Here is a 16,019-nt window from a genome sequence, read left to right as displayed (position 1 = left end):
ATGCTAGATCCCCGCGTCACGCAGTTGGCCGAGCTCTTCTGCGGCCACTCGACCAAGCTCAATAGCTCCGATAAGCTCTTGATCCACGCCTTCGACATCCCCGCCGAGGCGATCGCCGAGTTCGTCCGCATTGCCCAATCCAAAGGCGCACAGGTCGCCGTTCGGCTGGAGCAAGCCCACGTCAAGCGTCAACTGATGCTGGGCATGACCACCGAGAACGCGCGGACGATCGCCCACATCGAGCTGGAAGAAATGAAGCAGATGACGGCGTACATCGCATTGCGCGGCGGGGCCAACTATGCCGAAATGGCCGATGTGCCGGGCGACATCATGAGCATGTGGCAGCGTGAGTACGGTCAACCGGTCGTCTTCGGGCAGCGCGTTCCGCACACCAAGTGGGCCGTCACCCGCTGGCCGAGCCCGGGGATGGCCCAACAGGCGAGCATGAGCACGAGCGCTTTTGAGGACTTCTACTTCAAGGTGTGTTGCGTGGACTACGGCAAGATGGCCGAGGCTTGCAAGCCGCTGGAAGACCTGATGAACCGCACCGACATGGTGCACATCAAGGGGCCTGGCACCGACCTCACGTTCTCCATCAAGGACATCGGCGCCGTCGCCTGCTGCGGCGAGGCAAACATCCCCGACGGCGAGTGTTTCAGCTGCCCGGTGAAGGACTCGATGAACGGCGAAATCACCTATAACACGGTGTCGCTGTACCAAGGCACCGAGTTCAACAACATTCACTACAAGGTGAAAAACGGCCGGATCGAGGTCGCCGAATCGGGCGCGACCACGGCCAAGCTCAACGAGATTTTGGATACCGACGAAGGCGCGCGCTACTTTGGCGAGTGGGCCATCGGTTTCAACCCGCACGTGCTGCACCCGATGAAGGACACGCTGTTCGACGAGAAGATCGCCGGTAGCTTCCACCTGACGCCCGGCAACGCCTATCCGCCGCCCGGCGGCAACGGCAACAAGTCGGCGATCCACTGGGACACCGTTCTGATTCAGCGGCCCGACTACGGCGGAGGAGAAATCTGGATGGACGGAGTGCTCGTCCGCAAGGACGGCCTCTTTGTGTTGCCGGAACTCGCCGGTCTGAATCCCGAAAATCTCGCGTAGACGCGGCTCGGCCGAGCGTTGAACGGGGTTATGCTAAGGTGTGGACCCGTTCAGCTCTAGTCCGCTTTATCAGGCGAATCCGCGCCCGGCCGCCCGCAACGTCAACGACCAGCACGACGAGGCGCAGACGGCCGGCCAACGCCTGGCCGACGGCATCAGCTCACTGGTCGGCAGTTGGTGGTTTATCGGCGGCCAGAGCCTCATTCTCACCGCGTGGATCGTGTTCAACGTCCGCGCCGGCAAGCCGTTTGACCCCTTCCCCTTTATCCTTTTGAACCTGATTCTGAGCTTTCAGGCGGCGTACACCGGCCCGGTGGTGATGATGAGTCAGAATCGGCAAGCCGAGAAGGATCGCCTGGTGGCGCATAACGACTACGAGGTGAATGTGACCGCGGGCCAGGAAATCTGCATGATCATGGAGCACCTGAAGGTGCAGGACAAGGTGATGCTCGAACTGCTCACCGAGATTCAGGAGCTGCGCGCGCAGGTCCGCCCGCAAGCATAAAGAAAACGGGCCGCGATTTCTCGCGGCCCGTCTTCACTCTGCTTCTCGTTCCTTAGAACTTGATGCGGAGTTGGCTCGAAAGGAAGCCACCCTTGTAGGTGCCGGTGGCACCCGTGCCCCAAGTTACCGGGTTGCGAGCTTCGCCAAATTCGTAAGCGAAGTCAAGCATGGCATTGGTGCCGAGGTTGTAGCCGAAGCCGAGCGAAGCCCACTTTTGCGAGAGCGACGTCGGTGCGAAGTCAACCTTCACGTCTTCGTAACCGAGCATAACCTTCCAGTTATCGCCGAGCTTGTAGTTCAGCTTTGCAACGTGGCTAACGATGTCGGTCGTCGGGCCGTTGTAGTTGAGGTCGCCGAATTCGCCCATGTAGCTGAGGCTCATGGTGTCGTTCAGCTTGACATCAAGCATACCGGTCCAAGTTTCGATGTTGGTCGGGTTCCAGAAGGTACCGATTCGGCGCCAGTCACCAGCGGCGACGTAGTTCGGGTTCACGCGGCGGTATTCCACGCCGATGCCGACCTTGTCGTTCACGCTGTAGCTGGTGTTTGCGTAAGCAGCCTTACCGCGAGCGCCAACGTTGTTGGTGTTGGTGCTGAATTGCGATTCGCTGTAGCCGCCGTTGATGCCGAAGCCACCGATCTTGATCGTACCGTCAACGCCGTAGACGTTGAGTCGGTTCGGAGCACCGGGGGTTTCCGTATCGTGGAACAGGTAGGCAGCCTTACCGCTGAGCATGTCGTTGACCTTGATGTCAGCAACGATGGCCAGGGTTCCGTCAACCTTGCCTGCGCCAAACGGGATGGCGTTCAGGTCAGCGCCGTTGGTGGTGTTGCGGTTGCTGTTCTTACCAGCGACGACCATCAGCTTGGTGTTTTCACCGAAGCCGAAGCCAACCTTAGCACCGTCCAAGCGGTACATGCCGTCGTTGTAGTACGACACGTTGCTGTACGGAAGGGTGTTGCCCTTCTTGAACATATAGGGCGAGACCATGAAGCCAACGCGACCAACTTCGGCGCTGAAGCCGAGGCCCAGCAGCGATTCGTTGAAGCTCACCGACAGATCTTGAACATGAACGTCGCCGCTCACGTTGTCACTGAAGGTACCGCCGTTGCGGAGGCTTTGGCTACCGACGCCCGAGAGCAGGTTGCCAAACACGAGCGTTGCATTCCACTTCGGACCTTCGCTGTTGGTGCCACCGAGGCTCACTGCGACGTCGTGGTAGATGTTGGTGTCCTTGGTCAGACCGACCGAGGCGCCGCCCGTAGCAGCTTGACCGACGATGTGTCCATCCTTGGTCATGTGCTTCAGACCGTCGCGGCTGTTACCAGCGTAAACGATCACGTTGGCTTCGCCACTGATGCTGATCGGCATGCCCATCATGGGGGTCGAGCGACCGCCCTTCATGGCTTCCAGGTCCTTCTTCATGGCTTCGACGTCAACGCCGAGCGATGCGAGTTCCTTTTCGAAGGTGCCAGCCATCTTCTTCATGGCGGCGATATCGTCGCCCCAGCTCTTCATTGCAGCAAGCTGCTTTTGAAGGTCGCTGAGTTGAGCCTTCAGATCGCCATCGCTACCGGTGCCGACCATCTTCTTCATTTCTTCGATTTGATCAGCCAGACCGCTGTTCATCGACATCAGCTTCTTGTACGCAGCGTTGAGAGCAACGGCGAACTCGTAGCGAGTCATGAAGCGGCTGCCGCGAACGCGGCCATCCGGGTAACCAACGAGAATGCCTTCTCGCTTCAGGTTTTCAACGGCTTCAAAAGCCCAGTGATTTTCCGGAACATCCGGGAAGTTGTCTTGAGCCAGGGCCGGAACGACGGTCATCGCGCCAACCACAGCAAGAAGAGCAACCTTGAACATGTTCTTCATTGTGTTTTTTTCTCCAATGGGATCCGGGATCTTGGGATCGCGGGGTGAACATGTCCGATTGCTTGTCCTCACAACTTCCTTAAGTTTCCTATGAGGTCTCCCAATCATCGTGTTCGGGCGCGTTCCTTCGCTCCTAGATCGAAACCGGCATGGAGTCCGGTTCCATCTACAATTATACGGAACGAACCCGGCACTTTCAAGGGGCCCAGCAATTTTCTTAGGAAATTTTAATCAAACCCTTAGTTTTCGCCGCCATATTGCCGATCATTGGGGCCCAACGCGCCCAAGGTGGGCTCAGATTGTTCGGCCAGGTACCGCACCTTCACAAACACCGCGCGCCCACTCGCCTCCAAGGTTGCCGCCTTGCCCGCGTGACGAAAGTCGCCTTTGCCGCCGGCAAAGAACGGGTCGCTCGGCGCGCGCAGGAAGTTAGAGCCCTTCACCGGCGATCCGAATCCGCAGTCGGCGAACACGATCGTCGCCGGATCGAGGTTCGAGAGGATTGCAGGCGGCTTGCCGGCGAACTCCTCGCCGCCAACATACGACGTGTTGTAGCCGTAGCCGGTCGTCGGGCGACCCCACGATTCGCCGCGAAACCGCGGGCACGCGTGGATGCGCTGATCCTTGTGATAGGGGTGCAGGAGCCCGCCTTTCACCTCGCCGGTCGCGTAGTCGGTGTCGAAATCCCACGCGATCTCCCGCGAGCCGTTGTAGATGTACGAGAGGCACGCCGTGTCGTCGGAGTCGTTGGCGTACAGTTGCCAGGCGAGGCCGAGTTGACGGATGTTGCTGAGGCAACTCGTATCAATGGCGGCGGACTTGGCGCGGGCGAACACCGGGAACAAGATCGCGGCGAGGATGGCGATGATCGCGATGACGACCAGAAGCTCAATAAGAGTAAATGCGTGTTTCATGCTCGTGATGTGACAACGAGCGACGCGGGATCGGACTTGAGCGATGGCTCACACCGTTGCGGCACAGCACTGGATTCTCACCAGTTTCACCACGAGGCTCGGAACCAGCAGGTTACCCTTGCGGGCGAACGCGAGCGGACTGCTCTTCCACCAGCCGACGCTGGTCAGCGCGGAAGGTGTCGAGCTTTGCGGCTAAATCCGCATCGGCGACGGCCAAAATTTGGCACGCGAGCAACCCCGCGTTGCGGGCGTTGCCAATGGCCACGGTTGCCACCGGAATTCCCGCCGGCATCTGCACGATGCTGTAGAGCGAATCCATCCCGCTCATGGCCTTGCTTTGCACCGGCACGCCAATCACCGGGAGCGTGGTGAGCGCGGCGACCATGCCCGGCAAATGGGCGGCGCCGCCGGCGCCCGCAATGATGACCTTGAGGCCGCGGTCGCGAGCACTTTCGGCGTAATCCACCATCTTGCGGGGGGTGCGGTGCGCACTCACGACATCAATTTCGTACGGCACGCCGAACTCGGCCAGCGCATCGGCCGCGGCTTGCATGGTGGGCAAGTCGCTTTCGCTGCCCATGATAATGCCGACGATCGGCTTCAAAAGATTCCGCTCCGCAGGAGGTCTTTGAGCGAGAGCATGCCGACGACGCGGCCTCGCTCCACCACCGGCATGTCGCCGATTTTGCGCGGGTGATTCTGGAAGGTTTCCAGCGCATCGGCAGCCAAAAGCTCGGGGTCAATCACGCTCACATCGCCGTTCATGATCAGGCTGGCCTCGCGATGAAGATTCTCAGCGTCCGCAAGAATCGCGCGTCGCAGGTCGCCATCGGAGATAAAGCCGAGCATCTCGCCCGCCTCGCCCACCACAATCGCGCCGCCTGAGCCAGCCCGCGTGATGAGCTCCATGACATCGTGCAGCGGCGTCGCCGGGACGACCAGCGCCAAGTCTTCGCCTTGCCGCATCACGTCGCGCACGGTCAGCAGCAAACGCTTGCCGAGCGCGCCTGCGGGGTGGAATCGAGCGAAATCTTCCCGGCTGAATCCGCGCTGTTCCATGACCGCCACGGCCAGCGCATCGCTGAGCGCCATCATCACCGTCGTGCTCGTGGTCGGAGCCAAGTTGTTGGAGCACGCTTCTTCGGTCACCCCGGTATCGAGCACCAAGTCGGCGAGGCGGCCCGCGCTGGAATCCGGGCGGCCCGTAATCAAAATGGTGCGCGCCCCGATCATGCTGAGCGAGGCGAACAGCTTGACCAGCTCATCGGTTTCGCCGCTGTGCGTGTAGAGCAGCACGATGTCCTGCGAGGTGACCATGCCCAGATCGCCATGCACCGCCTCGGCGGCGTGCAAAAACATGCTCGGCGTGCCCGTGCTGGCGAGGGTTCCGGCGGTTTTGCGCGCCACATGCCCGCTCTTACCGATGCCGCAACAGATCACCCGCCCCGTGCCGGCGAGCATCCAATCCACGGCGGTTTCAAACGCGGTCGAAAGGCGATCGGCCAAGTGGGCGATGGCGTTGGCTTCTTGCCGCAAAACGCGTTGCAGCGTGGAGATGGATTCGCTCGACATGCGGGTTTGAACTTCCATGACCGTTCGCCGATAGTGTACCGAACGGCCCGCCCGAACAAACGTGGAACTTTGGCCGTTCATCTGGCATTCATGAGGTGTGCAGGGAATCGTCATGAATCAAGCTGGTACATTCGAACCAACTGCCGTTCGCCTCGTGATTCCCTCCTTCCTTGCCAAACGCTCGCGCCACCGCTTTGAACAGGCCCTGGTCGAGCAGCTCCCGACGCTGTATCGGGTTGCGCGTCGCCTGACTCCCAGCGCCGACGACGCTGAGGATTTGGTGAGCGGCGCGATCCAAAAGGCGCTATTGAACTTTGAATCGTTCGATGGTCGCCACTTACGCAGTTGGCTGATTGCGATTTTGCGCAACGAACTGCTCACCGATATCCGCTACAAGCGACGCCACCCGACCGAGGAGTTTCCCGAAGAATGGGAGCCGCCCGTGGGCGATGGCTGGTCCGAGATTTCGGGTCGCCTCGAAGCCACATCCGTGCTCGAAGCGCTCGAATGCATCCCGGAATCCTATCGCCTGGTGGTGCACATGTTTGATGTTGAAGAAATGACTTATCAAGAGATTGCCGAAGCCCTGGATATTCCCATTGGCACCGTGCGCTCGCGCCTTTCCCGCGGACGCCAAATGATCCGCACCAAGCTCACCGGGCGCATCGAGGTGAATTCATGAAACCAACCTGCTGGCTCAGCTATTTGGACGGGACGATGCCCGCCGCCGACCGCGCCCGCATCGACGAGCAACTGGCGAACGATCCGGCGCTACGAGACGAACTCGCGGGATATCAGCAGTGCTGCCAAGCCATCGGCTCGTGTTGCCAAGGCGATTCGGTGCCGCTAGACCGACTCCGCGCCCAATGCCAATTTAAGAATCAACCCATGCCTGCGCGCAAGCGCTGGGGCTTGGGCCTGGTGCTCGCCGGAGCCGCCACATGCGTGGTTGCCGGCGTGTTGATCGCGCCGAGCATGTTCGGGCGCAGCGACCAACCGGGAGCGGGCGATCCGAACCTGTTTGCGCAGGGTCCGGTGGTCGGGCAGCTGGTGGTTTCCAACCCCAACGCCGCCGCCGATTACGCGCGTCAGCAAACCAATTTCGACGTTCCCGTGATGACCGTGGGGCAGATTCAGAAGGTCGAATGCGGCAAAGAATGGGCGTGCATGGACCTACTTGTCGAAGGCGAAAAGGTGCGCGTATACATGCGCCCCGGCCTGGACTGCGACTTCACCGCCGGCAAGAGCATGAAGCTGCCGTGCGGCACCGTGGTGTACTGCTGTCAGGGCACCGGTTGGCAGACCAAGGGCTACAGCTTCTACGCGGTCGGCGGCAGCGAATCCACGCGCATGGAACTGGCCAGTTTGACGCGCAGTTCGCTGGCGAATTGGACCCCGCGACTGCAGTAACACGGCGAAAGTCCGGGTGGTATAATCCCCTCACCGGGTCGGTTAGCTCAGTGGTAGAGCACTACATTGACATTGTAGGGGTCACAGGTTCAAATCCCGTACCGACCACCATTCCACCTTCGTTCTAGGCGATGGCTTCAAGGCCCTTCTCTCGCACGACCGTGAGTAGCTTGAGCGCGGTGCCCGACGGGTGCTTTTCTCCACGCTCCCACTTGCTGACCACGCCAACCGAAACATTGAGATACATGGCAAAAACCGCTTGGCTGACTTGAGCCTTAAGCCGGATGTCGCGAATCTCCTCAGCGCTCAGAACACCGATCGTTGTGAGACAGGCGTCATCAAATTCTCGCATCGTCTGCTTGCTGATCAGGCCGATCTCGGCCAGGTCGTCGGCGGTTTGATGCGCCGACACCATTGCACTTGACCGATAAGTCTTCGCCATCCGCTAACTATAGCACTAAGAGCTATAGTGCTAGCCGTACAACAAGTGCGGCTGCCGCTCCGCGCGCCAGGCCGACGCGTCCGCGTCCAGCCGATCTTCCAATTCCTCCCGCGGACCACCTTCCTCGATCCACGCCGTGAGCGCTGGGTCGCCGGTGAGCAGATCGAGCGGGCGACGATCCCACACATACTCGTAGGGCGGGTCTTGGTGGATCGCTACATCCGGCCAGTGCCGCCACAGCAACTGCAGCATTACGAACGTCACCTCCACCGATTCGAGCGCGAACGGGTCGGTGACGTGCCAATGCACGCCGCCACAAATCTGCCGCGCGTGCTTTTGGAACGTGGGCTCAAACGAGTACGGACGGAACACCACGCCCGGGAATTGCTCGGCGTTGAGGAGCGCGGCGAGTCGCGCGCCGTCCACGCCGGGCGCGCCAAGAATCTCAAACGGGCGCGTCGTGCCGCGACCCTCACTCATTTTCGTGCCCTCAAAAAGGCACATGCCGGAGTAGACGAGCGCGGTTTCGTAGGTCGGCATGTTGGGGCTGGGCATGGCCCACGGACGACCGGTTTGCGGCCAATGCATGTTGCGAGTCCAGCCCTCCATCTCGACCACCGAGAGCTCGCACTTCGGAAACTGGGTCGCCTGGAGCCAGCGCGCGATCTCGCCGATCGTCATGCCGTGGCGGGCGACAATCGGAAACAGCCCGACGAAACTTTCCATTTCGGGCCGCATGCGCGGACCCTCGACCACCTCGCCGCCAATCGGATTCGGGCGATCGAGCACCACCACCGGCAACCCCACGCGGCTACAGGCCCGCATGCACAGGGCCAGCGTCCAAATGAACGTGTAGTAGCGCGCGCCGACATCCGGAAGATCCACCACCAACACATCGAGCCCGGCCAGCATCGCATCGGTCGGCTCGCGGTGCTCCCCGTACAGCGAAAGAATGCGGAATCCCGAACCGGTTTCGCCCTCGCCCTCCCACTCGATCATGTTGTCTTGGGTGTGCCCCCAAAGGCCGTGCTGCGGGCCGAAAACCGTGCGTAGGTCCACCTTGGCGGCGAGCATCGCATCCAGCGTCGAGGTGAAGTCCGAAAGCATGCTGGCTTGGTTCATCACCAAGCCAACTCGCTTGCCGCGAAGAGCGGCGAAACCATCGGCCGCCCAAATCTCGGCCCCAATCCGCGTCACTCGGCGTCCTCGCGCGGCAGAAACTCGAACACGTAGAACCAGTACGCGGCGATGCTGAGCCCGGCCGCGCCAACAATCAGCAGCACCGGAATCGCTACGCCGGGCAAGATCGGGTTGTTGTTCGACTGGCCGCTCAGGCCGCTGAGCACGCCGCCACTGCTGAGCGAGGGATGCTGCGCGATGCCGTTCATGTGCGCGAAAATCGAGCCGTACTGCAGCGAGCCCGGCGTAACGCCGGTGAAGGTTTCGAACCCGAACGCGTAGAGCAAGCAAATCGTGGTCGCCTTGTTGGCGAGCAGCGAAATGAACACAAACAGCCCGGCGTAGGCAAACGCGCCGAGGTTCACGGCGAGCAGCTCCGCGCCCACACCCGACCACAATTGCGGCGAATTGCGCATCACAAGCAGGCGGAACACGATGACCGCGAGCGAGGACAGCGCGCCGACCGTGGCCGCACTCGCCAGCGCGCGCCCGATCAGCATCGTCCGCCGATCCACGGGCCGGGTCAGCAAATACACAATCGTCTTTTGCTCGACTTCTTGCGCCACCACCGCGACGCTGAACACGCTGCTCATGAGCGCGACAAGCCGAAAAATGAACAGCGAGGAGATCGAGCCATACGCATCCCGGATGGGCGTGCCGCGCATTTGCGTGGCGGTGAACGCGCCGATCATGGCAATCAGGACGATCGCCAAAATCCACGGCGCTACGCGCCGAGGCCGCATCAACTCGCGGAAACTACTGCTAAAGATGTAGCCGATCATGTCGTCACCAGGTAGCGGAACACGGATTCCAAGTTGTTGTCGGGGCTGCTAAAGCCGACGATCGGCAATTGATGATCAAGCGCGACCTGCGGAATGAACTCATAGAACTGGTCGGGTTGGCGAGTCTCGACTTCCACGCCGTCGCGCGTTTTGCGCACGGAGATCGTGAAAGCCTGCTGCGCCAGCAAACTGGCGACTTGGTCGGGCGCCGGAGTGTGGATCGAAATCCGGTGCGGAAACCGGTCGATCAAATCGCGGATCACGCGGATATTGCCATTCGCCAGCAACCTTCCGCGATGCAAGAGCACGATGTTCGAGGTCATCTGCTCGACCTCAAACAGAATGTGGCTACTCACCAAAATCGTGCGGCCCTCTTGCGCAAAGCTGTGGAGCAAGTCCATAAATTCGCGTCGGCCCACGGGGTCGAGGCCGTTGAGCGGCTCGTCGAGCAGAATCGCCCTGGGGTCGTGCACCATGGCCTGCGCGAGTTTGATGCGCTGCCGCATGCCCTTGCTGTAGCCCTTGATCTTGCGGTCGGCGCGCTCGGCCATGCCCACGCGTTCGATCATCATCGCCGCTCGACGACGAGCCTCCGCCGCGTCGTAACCGGCCAGCCGCGCGAGGTGCGTGACAAACTGCGTGCCAGTCATGGTTTCGTAGAAGTTGTCAATCTCGGGGCAATAACCTAGCAGGCGGTAGACATCGGGGTTGGCAAACGGCTCCATACCTTCGACGAGCACGCGACCAGTGGTTGGCCGAAGTTGCCCGGTGATCAGCCGCAGCATCGTAGTTTTGCCCGCGCCATTCATGCCGAGCAACGCCGTGACTCCGCTCGGGATCGTGCAGGTGACATCGTTCATGCCGATAACCTGCCCGTACCAGCGACTCGCCGACTCGAAGGTAATCATTTAGACCACCTCCACGGCTTGCACCTTCTTCCAGGCGATGCCGATGCCAATGAGGCAGATAACGAGCCACGCCGCCACCATGAGGAATGTGCTCGGTATCGGGATATTCGGTAAGCGACTATTGATCCCAAACGCCGGGGAGCCATCCGTGCCCAGCAGGATTTTCGCAAGGCCGATTTGAATTCCATCCAGCGAGCAGTAGTACATGGTGAATAGCCCCGGTTTGACGTTGGCCAAGCGGGAACCGCCGTCTCGCAGCTGACTCAAGATCGTCATCACCACAAACTGCGTAAAGAAGTTGGTGATGAGATAGACCCCGGCAAAGGTCGAGCCCGCTACCCGGCCTTGGTTGAACAGGCTCGAAATGCCAATGACGACGCTCGCCAGGAGCGCCGCGCTCATCAGGTGAACGGGGATCATCTGCAGGATCACCACACCCGCCTGCGACATGAACCCATACGAGTTGAAGCTCAGCCCGCCGTAGAGCCAAAAGAAGATGGTCGCCAACATCTGCAGGCCAAAGAGCGGCATAAACACGCCCATCCACTTGCCGAATACGTAGTCGAACTTGCTGCACGGCTTGCTCAGATACACGAGCAGCGCGTTAGAGCGGTTGTCGTTGGCAATCGCGCCCGCGCCGAGCATCCACGCCAAGATGAAGTAGATGAGTTGGCTGTAGCTGAAGCCAAGAAGAAACTGGTCCCGCCAATTGATGCGCGCGAGAAACTCCTTGAACTGCCGCTGACCGGCTTCCCCTCCCTGACCAACAACTTGCTCAAGGAAAAAGAAGATGATCATCATCATGAAGTAGTACCAACCCGAGCCGACCGCCATGACCCACAGGAAGCGGTTCTTGATGCTGCGTTTGAGTTGATACAGGGCGATGGCCAGCCAACGCGCCTTGACCGAGCCGAGCGGCCCATCGTAGTTGCGATAGGTGAGGTCGGCGACCGGGGACAGATAGTGTTCTTCGCTCGCCATTATCGAATGACCTCCAAAAATGCTTCTTCCAAACTGCGTGTGGCGACCTGGTAGCCGCGAACCTGCACACCGGCTTTCCGGGCGATTTCCAGCACGCGGCGACCGGTCTCCTCGGGGCGGCCTTCGCCGCGCACTCGAACCGTGCTGCCGAGCGCGTGGATGAATTGAAGCCCCGCTTCTTGCAGGGCGTGCACGTAGCCGGGGCTGGCCTCCTTGAGCTCGATGTCCAGCGGCGCGCCTTCCAGGCGGGTCAGGTCGGAAATCAATCCCTCCGCGCGGAGTTCGCCCTTGGCGACCACGACCACTTGGTCGCAGGTGCGCTCGATGTCGGGCAGCAAGTGCGAGCTCACAATCACGTTGACATCCTTGCCGTGCGAAATCGAGCGCACAAGTTCCAGCATGTCTTCGCGACCACGCGGGTCGAGGCCGTTCGTCGGCTCATCCAAAAACAAGAGTTTCGGCCCGTGAATCAGAGCTTGCGCCAGCTTGATGCGCTGCTTCATCCCGGTGGAGTAGGTCTCCACCAGCCGGTAGCGCGCCTCGCCGAGGCCGCAGTATTCCAGCACCTCGTGGGCGCGGCGCAGCGCCTGGTCGGCGGGCATGCCCGAGAGCTCTCCGGCATAGGCGACAAAGCCCACCGCGCTGATGCCCGGAATGTGGCAATCCTGCTCGGGCATAAACCCGACGGCTTGCCGAATTTTGCGACTCTCGGTCGCCGAGTCCAATCCGAGGACGGTCACCGAACCGACCGCGGGGCGAATGAACCCCATCATGGTCTTGATGAACGTCGTTTTGCCCGCCCCGTTTGGCCCCAGCAGACCCGTACAACCGGGACCAATGCTCGCGCTAAAGTTTTGGAGGGCCGTGAACGCTCGGTATTGGACCGTGAGGTTGCGAGCTTCGACCAAAGACATACCTTCGCATTCTACACGTTGCCCCCTCCGCAGGGCGGGACCAAAGTCAGGGCAATTCTTAGTAAACTCGCGCCATGCTTCGAGTCGCTTTGGTCGGATGCGGGTTTATGGGCCGCATGCACAGTTCGGTCTATTCAAGCCTGCCCGACGTGCAGGTGGTGGCGACCCACGCCAGCCGCATGGAAGGTGCCGAGAAACTCGCCGCCGATCACGGCGCGACCGTGGTGCACGACCTCAAAGAGATTCTCGAATCCAACGATGTTGACGTCGTGGATATCTGCCTGCCGACCGACGTACACGCCGAAACCGCGATCGCCGCGCTGGACCACGGCAAGCACGTGTTCTGCGAAAAGCCGATGGCGCGCGATTCGTTTCAGGCCACGGCAATGATCGCCGCCGCCGAACGCAATAACCGGCAGTTGATGATCGGGCACTGCATTCGCTTTTGGAACGAGTACGCCGAGTTGGAGCGGCTCAAAAAGTCCGGCGAGTTGGGTGAGTTGCTCTCGCTGAACCTTATTCGCTACGGCGAGTTCCCGAGTTGGAGCATTGACGGCTGGATCGGCGACGAAGCCCGGAGTGGTGGCGCCGCGCTGGACATGCACATCCACGACACCGACTTTGCGCTGCATCTGCTGGGGCAACCCGACGAGGTGTTCTCGCGCGGCACAATTGACGATCGCGGCCCGAGCCAAATTTTCACCACCATGCGGTTCGGCAAGACCGTGGTGCACGCCGAGGGCGGCTGGAACCTGCCCCCCAAGACGCCGTTCAAGCACGCCTTCCGAGCGATTTTTGAGCGCGGCGCGGCGATTTTCGATGGCGGTCCGCTCACGGTGTTCCAAGCCGACGGGACCAACTTTGTGCCCGTGTTCGCGAGCATGAGCGCTGGCGATATCGGCGGCAACCTCAACGACCTCGGCGGCTACTACCACGAGTTGAAATACTTTTACGACTGCCTGACCACGGGCCGCCCGATGGACCGATGCACGCCGACTTCGGCGCTGCGTTCGCTGGAAGTCACGCTCGACGAAATCCGCCAGGTGAAGGAGGCCGCGCAGTGATCAAGGCGATCAACTATTGGTCGTTCCCGGGCGGTCTGGAAGGCACGCTCCCGGCTCGCGAGGCAATTGACCTGGCGCGCGACAACGGTTTCCCCGCTCTCGAACTGGCCATTAACTGCGACACCGAGCTCTGCCTCTCCACAACCGAGGCGGAATGCCGCGAGATTGTGGCCTATGCCGAGTCGCAAGGAGTTGGCTTGCACACGGTCGCCAGCGGCATGTATTGGGGTCGCTCGGTGGGCGACACTGATCCGGCGCTGAGGGCAACCGCGATCGAAGACTTGCGGGCGATGATCCGCATCACCAGTTGGCTCGGAGCGACGGTACTGCTGACGATTCCCGGCGCGGTGGACGTGTTCTTTCTGCCCGATCGTGCTCCGCAGCCGTATGGCGAGGTCATGCGCAACGCCGCCGCCGGACTTCGCGAAGTGTTGCCGCTGGCAGCCGAGCACAAGGTGCGACTGGGCATCGAGAACGTCTGGAACAAGATCCTCATGTCGCCGGGCGAAATGGAAATGTTTCTCGCCCAGTTTGATAGCGAGTGGATCGGCGCGTATCTCGACGTCGGCAACATCCTGCCGTTTGGCTACCCCGAAGACTGGATTCTGCACCTCGGTGACAAAATCGCCGCCATCCACATGAAGGACTTCCGACGATCGGTGGGCACCGCGGCCGGATTTGTCGACTTGCTCGAAGGCGATGTGGACTTCCCGGCCGTGATGAAGGCCCTCCGCGCCATTGGGTACGAAGGGCCACTCACGGCGGAGATGATTCCGCTTTACGCCCGCTCGCCGATGGTTCGCATTGCGAACACCAGCCGGGCGCTAGACGAGATTCTGCAAAGTTAGAGCTTCAGATCGACGATGCCGCTGACGCCGACGCCGTCCACGGTGTCGATGCCCTTACTCACGTCCATGTCCTCCACCGGGATCAGCGCGCGAATGCGAATTTCCTTGCCGAAGAGCTCGGTTTCGGGCGCGGCCACGGCGTTCACCCGCTTCACCAGGCTGGGCGGACCCATGACTTGGGCGGCGCCGATGGCGTTTGATTTGCCGATGCCGACGGTGAGAATCGGGACGACCTTGGTCATCTTGGTGGCCGTGTCGCTGCGGTTGGCGAGCTTGTTAAACGCCTTGTTAATGTCCTTGTTGAACTGCTTGACGGCGGCGCCCACGCCAATCACCTTGATAATCTGCTTGATCTGCGGAACCGCGATCGGGGTCATCAGCAGGGTCACGGCGGCGATGGCGATAATTTTCGTTTTCTTGGTCATAGTCACTCCTCAACCGGGCCAACGAGCGACCCTTCACTCAATAATACGTGGGAAAGGCCCTCCGGGGGACGAAGTTTTTCGCCCCCCGGCTTGCTAACTATTCGAGCGCGAGGCCCGTGGCGGGGTCGATCACCGTCAGGAATCCGACGCTGTACCCCTTGCGGCCCCACGCGAATCGCTGCGCCCTGAACGTGGCCGCGGTGTTCCAGTACTTCGCGCTGGTGTCGGCCATCACGTAGTTGTTCCCCGCGTCGAATCGACCGCTGTGCGTAAATCGCAACGTGTGATCCGGACCCACGACGTTTTGTTCGCAGTTCCAAATGCGAGTCGCGGTGGCCCAGGTGAGAGCTTCGAGCGGTTGTTCGCCGAGCGAGGGCTGAGCCGAGCCGCTGAGCGCGCGCTGACCCTTGCTGGCGATGCCAAACGCCGGCCGGTACGTGCGGAACTCGCCGCCGTTGCCGCCCGGAACCCAATCGGCGTTCATGCACCGCGGGGCTTCGGTGGCCGGAGCAATGATAATCGTTCCGCTCACGTCGTTGACTTCAAACTGCGGCACCACGTTGCTGGTGTCGGTGCTTTGGCGCTTGCGACCGATGAGGTTTTGATTGGCGACATAGCTAATGCGGGCCACCTGTCGGGTTCCCGGGTTGGTGCTGCGGCCCAGGCTTTGCTGGAACGACGGCACGCCGAAGCCGCGGTTGTTATTCAGTACGTTCCAGGTCGTCGGGGCCCATCCGCCCACCTTGTCGGCGGGGGAGATGAAAATCTGCTCGTTCTTCATGTACGGCAGAATCATCCAGCTCCAATGGACTTCCTTGTCGGGATCGTCGTTTTCGCGGTGATTGCTCGGCGGGTACACGTCGTCGCTTTCGTTGAGATAAAGCTGCAGAGCGATGCCGATTTGCTTCGAGTTGCTCAGGTCGGCGGTCTTCTTGGCGGCCATCTTAGCCTTGGTGAAAACCGGGAACAGAATCGCGGCGAGGATCGCAATAATCGCGATCACGACGAGAAGCTCGATGAGTGTGAATGCTTTCTTCATGGGGGTTGTGGAGGTGGAAAAGCGAGGGCGGACAATCTCCG

The 16,019-nt window shown here is 60.9% G+C and carries 18 protein-coding genes, 1 tRNA gene and 1 riboswitch; of the genes, 7 read left to right on the top strand and 12 right to left on the bottom strand.

Features of this window, described 5'->3' with window-relative positions:
• Complete coding sequence (locus JNJ45_09925) at positions 1-1,122, top strand: aminopeptidase (protein ID MBL8048984.1); 1,122 nt, start codon at positions 1-3, stop codon at positions 1,120-1,122.
• A 40-nt stretch (positions 1,123-1,162) separates the two neighbouring features.
• A complete protein-coding gene (locus JNJ45_09920; protein ID MBL8048983.1) occupies positions 1,163-1,627 on the top strand; it encodes a DUF1003 domain-containing protein in 465 nt (154 codons plus the stop codon).
• A 52-nt stretch (positions 1,628-1,679) separates the two neighbouring features.
• Here the strand turns inward: JNJ45_09920 and JNJ45_09915 are convergent, their stop codons facing one another.
• From JNJ45_09915 to JNJ45_09900, 4 genes are all read right to left on the bottom strand, one after another.
• The gene (locus JNJ45_09915) at positions 1,680-3,491 is read right to left on the bottom strand and encodes an S-layer homology domain-containing protein (GenBank protein MBL8048982.1); all 1,812 of its coding nucleotides are present in this window, start codon (positions 3,489-3,491) and stop codon (positions 1,680-1,682) included.
• Positions 3,492-3,739: 248 nt separating this feature from the next.
• On the bottom strand, positions 3,740-4,414 hold the full coding sequence (locus tag JNJ45_09910) for a prepilin-type N-terminal cleavage/methylation domain-containing protein (GenBank protein MBL8048981.1): 675 nt from the start codon (positions 4,412-4,414) through the stop codon (positions 3,740-3,742).
• Positions 4,415-4,423: 9 nt separating this feature from the next.
• A riboswitch (cobalamin riboswitch) is annotated at positions 4,424-4,538 on the bottom strand.
• Positions 4,527-5,018 carry a 5-(carboxyamino)imidazole ribonucleotide mutase gene (purE, locus tag JNJ45_09905; protein MBL8048980.1) on the bottom strand — a complete coding sequence of 164 codons (492 nt, stop codon included), beginning with the start codon at positions 5,016-5,018 and terminating at the stop codon, positions 4,527-4,529. It overlaps the preceding riboswitch by 12 nt.
• Positions 5,015-6,004 (bottom strand): KpsF/GutQ family sugar-phosphate isomerase, encoded by a 990-nt coding sequence (locus tag JNJ45_09900; protein ID MBL8048979.1) that lies wholly within the window; start codon positions 6,002-6,004, stop codon positions 5,015-5,017. Before JNJ45_09900 ends, purE begins: the two co-directional genes overlap by 4 nt.
• A 94-nt stretch (positions 6,005-6,098) precedes the next feature.
• Between JNJ45_09900 and JNJ45_09895 the strand changes: the two genes are divergently transcribed.
• The 3 genes from JNJ45_09895 to JNJ45_09885 all read left to right on the top strand — a co-directional run bounded on the left by JNJ45_09895 (position 6,099) and on the right by JNJ45_09885 (position 7,507).
• Positions 6,099-6,668 (top strand): sigma-70 family RNA polymerase sigma factor, encoded by a 570-nt coding sequence (locus tag JNJ45_09895; GenBank protein MBL8048978.1) that lies wholly within the window; start codon positions 6,099-6,101, stop codon positions 6,666-6,668.
• A complete protein-coding gene (locus JNJ45_09890; protein ID MBL8048977.1) occupies positions 6,665-7,396 on the top strand; it encodes a hypothetical protein in 732 nt (243 codons plus the stop codon). Before JNJ45_09895 ends, JNJ45_09890 begins: the two co-directional genes overlap by 4 nt.
• A gap of 36 nt (positions 7,397-7,432) precedes the next feature.
• A tRNA-Val gene (locus tag JNJ45_09885) sits at positions 7,433-7,507 on the top strand.
• Between the two features lie 13 nt (positions 7,508-7,520).
• Here JNJ45_09885 and JNJ45_09880 read toward each other — a convergent pair.
• Genes JNJ45_09880 through JNJ45_09855 form a run of 6 tightly spaced genes read right to left on the bottom strand, consistent with a single transcriptional unit; the run spans position 7,521 to position 12,602 of the window.
• Positions 7,521-7,838, bottom strand: a complete 318-nt coding sequence (locus JNJ45_09880; GenBank protein ID MBL8048976.1) for a DNA-binding transcriptional regulator — start codon at positions 7,836-7,838, stop codon at positions 7,521-7,523.
• 30 nt (positions 7,839-7,868) lie between these two features.
• Positions 7,869-9,035 (bottom strand): DUF1343 domain-containing protein, encoded by a 1,167-nt coding sequence (locus JNJ45_09875; GenBank protein MBL8048975.1) that lies wholly within the window; start codon positions 9,033-9,035, stop codon positions 7,869-7,871.
• Positions 9,032-9,799: an ABC transporter permease subunit gene (locus JNJ45_09870; protein ID MBL8048974.1), complete on the bottom strand. Its 768-nt coding sequence runs from the start codon at positions 9,797-9,799 to the stop codon at positions 9,032-9,034. The genes JNJ45_09875 and JNJ45_09870 overlap by 4 nt, the downstream gene beginning before the upstream one ends.
• Positions 9,796-10,707: an ABC transporter ATP-binding protein gene (locus tag JNJ45_09865; GenBank protein MBL8048973.1), complete on the bottom strand. Its 912-nt coding sequence runs from the start codon at positions 10,705-10,707 to the stop codon at positions 9,796-9,798. The genes JNJ45_09870 and JNJ45_09865 overlap by 4 nt, the downstream gene beginning before the upstream one ends.
• Positions 10,708-11,688 (bottom strand): ABC transporter permease subunit, encoded by a 981-nt coding sequence (locus JNJ45_09860; protein MBL8048972.1) that lies wholly within the window; start codon positions 11,686-11,688, stop codon positions 10,708-10,710.
• Positions 11,688-12,602, bottom strand: coding sequence for an ABC transporter ATP-binding protein (locus JNJ45_09855; GenBank protein MBL8048971.1), 915 nt, complete (start codon positions 12,600-12,602; stop codon positions 11,688-11,690). Before JNJ45_09855 ends, JNJ45_09860 begins: the two co-directional genes overlap by 1 nt.
• A 74-nt stretch (positions 12,603-12,676) precedes the next feature.
• Between JNJ45_09855 and JNJ45_09850 the strand changes: the two genes are divergently transcribed.
• Complete coding sequence (locus JNJ45_09850; protein MBL8048970.1) at positions 12,677-13,666, top strand: Gfo/Idh/MocA family oxidoreductase; 990 nt, start codon at positions 12,677-12,679, stop codon at positions 13,664-13,666.
• Positions 13,663-14,514, top strand: a complete 852-nt coding sequence (locus JNJ45_09845; protein ID MBL8048969.1) for a sugar phosphate isomerase/epimerase — start codon at positions 13,663-13,665, stop codon at positions 14,512-14,514. Before JNJ45_09850 ends, JNJ45_09845 begins: the two co-directional genes overlap by 4 nt.
• Here JNJ45_09845 and JNJ45_09840 read toward each other — a convergent pair.
• Positions 14,511-14,939 (bottom strand): hypothetical protein, encoded by a 429-nt coding sequence (locus JNJ45_09840; GenBank protein MBL8048968.1) that lies wholly within the window; start codon positions 14,937-14,939, stop codon positions 14,511-14,513. The genes JNJ45_09845 and JNJ45_09840 overlap by 4 nt on opposite strands.
• A gap of 97 nt (positions 14,940-15,036) precedes the next feature.
• Complete coding sequence (locus JNJ45_09835; GenBank protein ID MBL8048967.1) at positions 15,037-15,978, bottom strand: prepilin-type N-terminal cleavage/methylation domain-containing protein; 942 nt, start codon at positions 15,976-15,978, stop codon at positions 15,037-15,039.
• Positions 15,979-16,019: the final 41 nt, after the last annotated feature.

This window comes from Chthonomonas sp. (assembly GCA_016788425.1).
Taxonomy (GTDB): Bacteria; Armatimonadota; Fimbriimonadia; order Fimbriimonadales; family Fimbriimonadaceae; genus JAEURQ01.
Note: the sequence above shows the minus strand (reverse complement) of the source record. Positions and strands in the feature narration are given on the sequence as shown.

Bases quoted from the DNA above. Each gene is read 5' to 3' on its own strand.
- JNJ45_09925 (MBL8048984.1), top strand. From the start codon at position 1: ATGCTAGATCCCCGCGTCACGCAGTTGGCCGAGCTCTTCTGCGGCCAC.
- JNJ45_09915 (MBL8048982.1), bottom strand. From the start codon at position 3,491: ATGTTCAAGGTTGCTCTTCTTGCTGTGGTTGGCGCGATGACCGTCGTT.
- JNJ45_09910 (MBL8048981.1), bottom strand. From the start codon at position 4,414: ATGAAACACGCATTTACTCTTATTGAGCTTCTGGTCGTCATCGCGATC.
- JNJ45_09900 (MBL8048979.1), bottom strand. From the start codon at position 6,004: ATGGAAGTTCAAACCCGCATGTCGAGCGAATCCATCTCCACGCTGCAA.
- JNJ45_09895 (MBL8048978.1), top strand. From the start codon at position 6,099: ATGAATCAAGCTGGTACATTCGAACCAACTGCCGTTCGCCTCGTGATT.
- JNJ45_09890 (MBL8048977.1), top strand. From the start codon at position 6,665: ATGAAACCAACCTGCTGGCTCAGCTATTTGGACGGGACGATGCCCGCC.
- JNJ45_09880 (MBL8048976.1), bottom strand. From the start codon at position 7,838: ATGGCGAAGACTTATCGGTCAAGTGCAATGGTGTCGGCGCATCAAACC.
- JNJ45_09870 (MBL8048974.1), bottom strand. From the start codon at position 9,799: ATGATCGGCTACATCTTTAGCAGTAGTTTCCGCGAGTTGATGCGGCCT.
- JNJ45_09865 (MBL8048973.1), bottom strand. From the start codon at position 10,707: ATGATTACCTTCGAGTCGGCGAGTCGCTGGTACGGGCAGGTTATCGGC.
- JNJ45_09860 (MBL8048972.1), bottom strand. From the start codon at position 11,688: ATGGCGAGCGAAGAACACTATCTGTCCCCGGTCGCCGACCTCACCTAT.
- JNJ45_09855 (MBL8048971.1), bottom strand. From the start codon at position 12,602: ATGTCTTTGGTCGAAGCTCGCAACCTCACGGTCCAATACCGAGCGTTC.
- JNJ45_09850 (MBL8048970.1), top strand. From the start codon at position 12,677: ATGCTTCGAGTCGCTTTGGTCGGATGCGGGTTTATGGGCCGCATGCAC.
- JNJ45_09840 (MBL8048968.1), bottom strand. From the start codon at position 14,939: ATGACCAAGAAAACGAAAATTATCGCCATCGCCGCCGTGACCCTGCTG.
- JNJ45_09835 (MBL8048967.1), bottom strand. From the start codon at position 15,978: ATGAAGAAAGCATTCACACTCATCGAGCTTCTCGTCGTGATCGCGATT.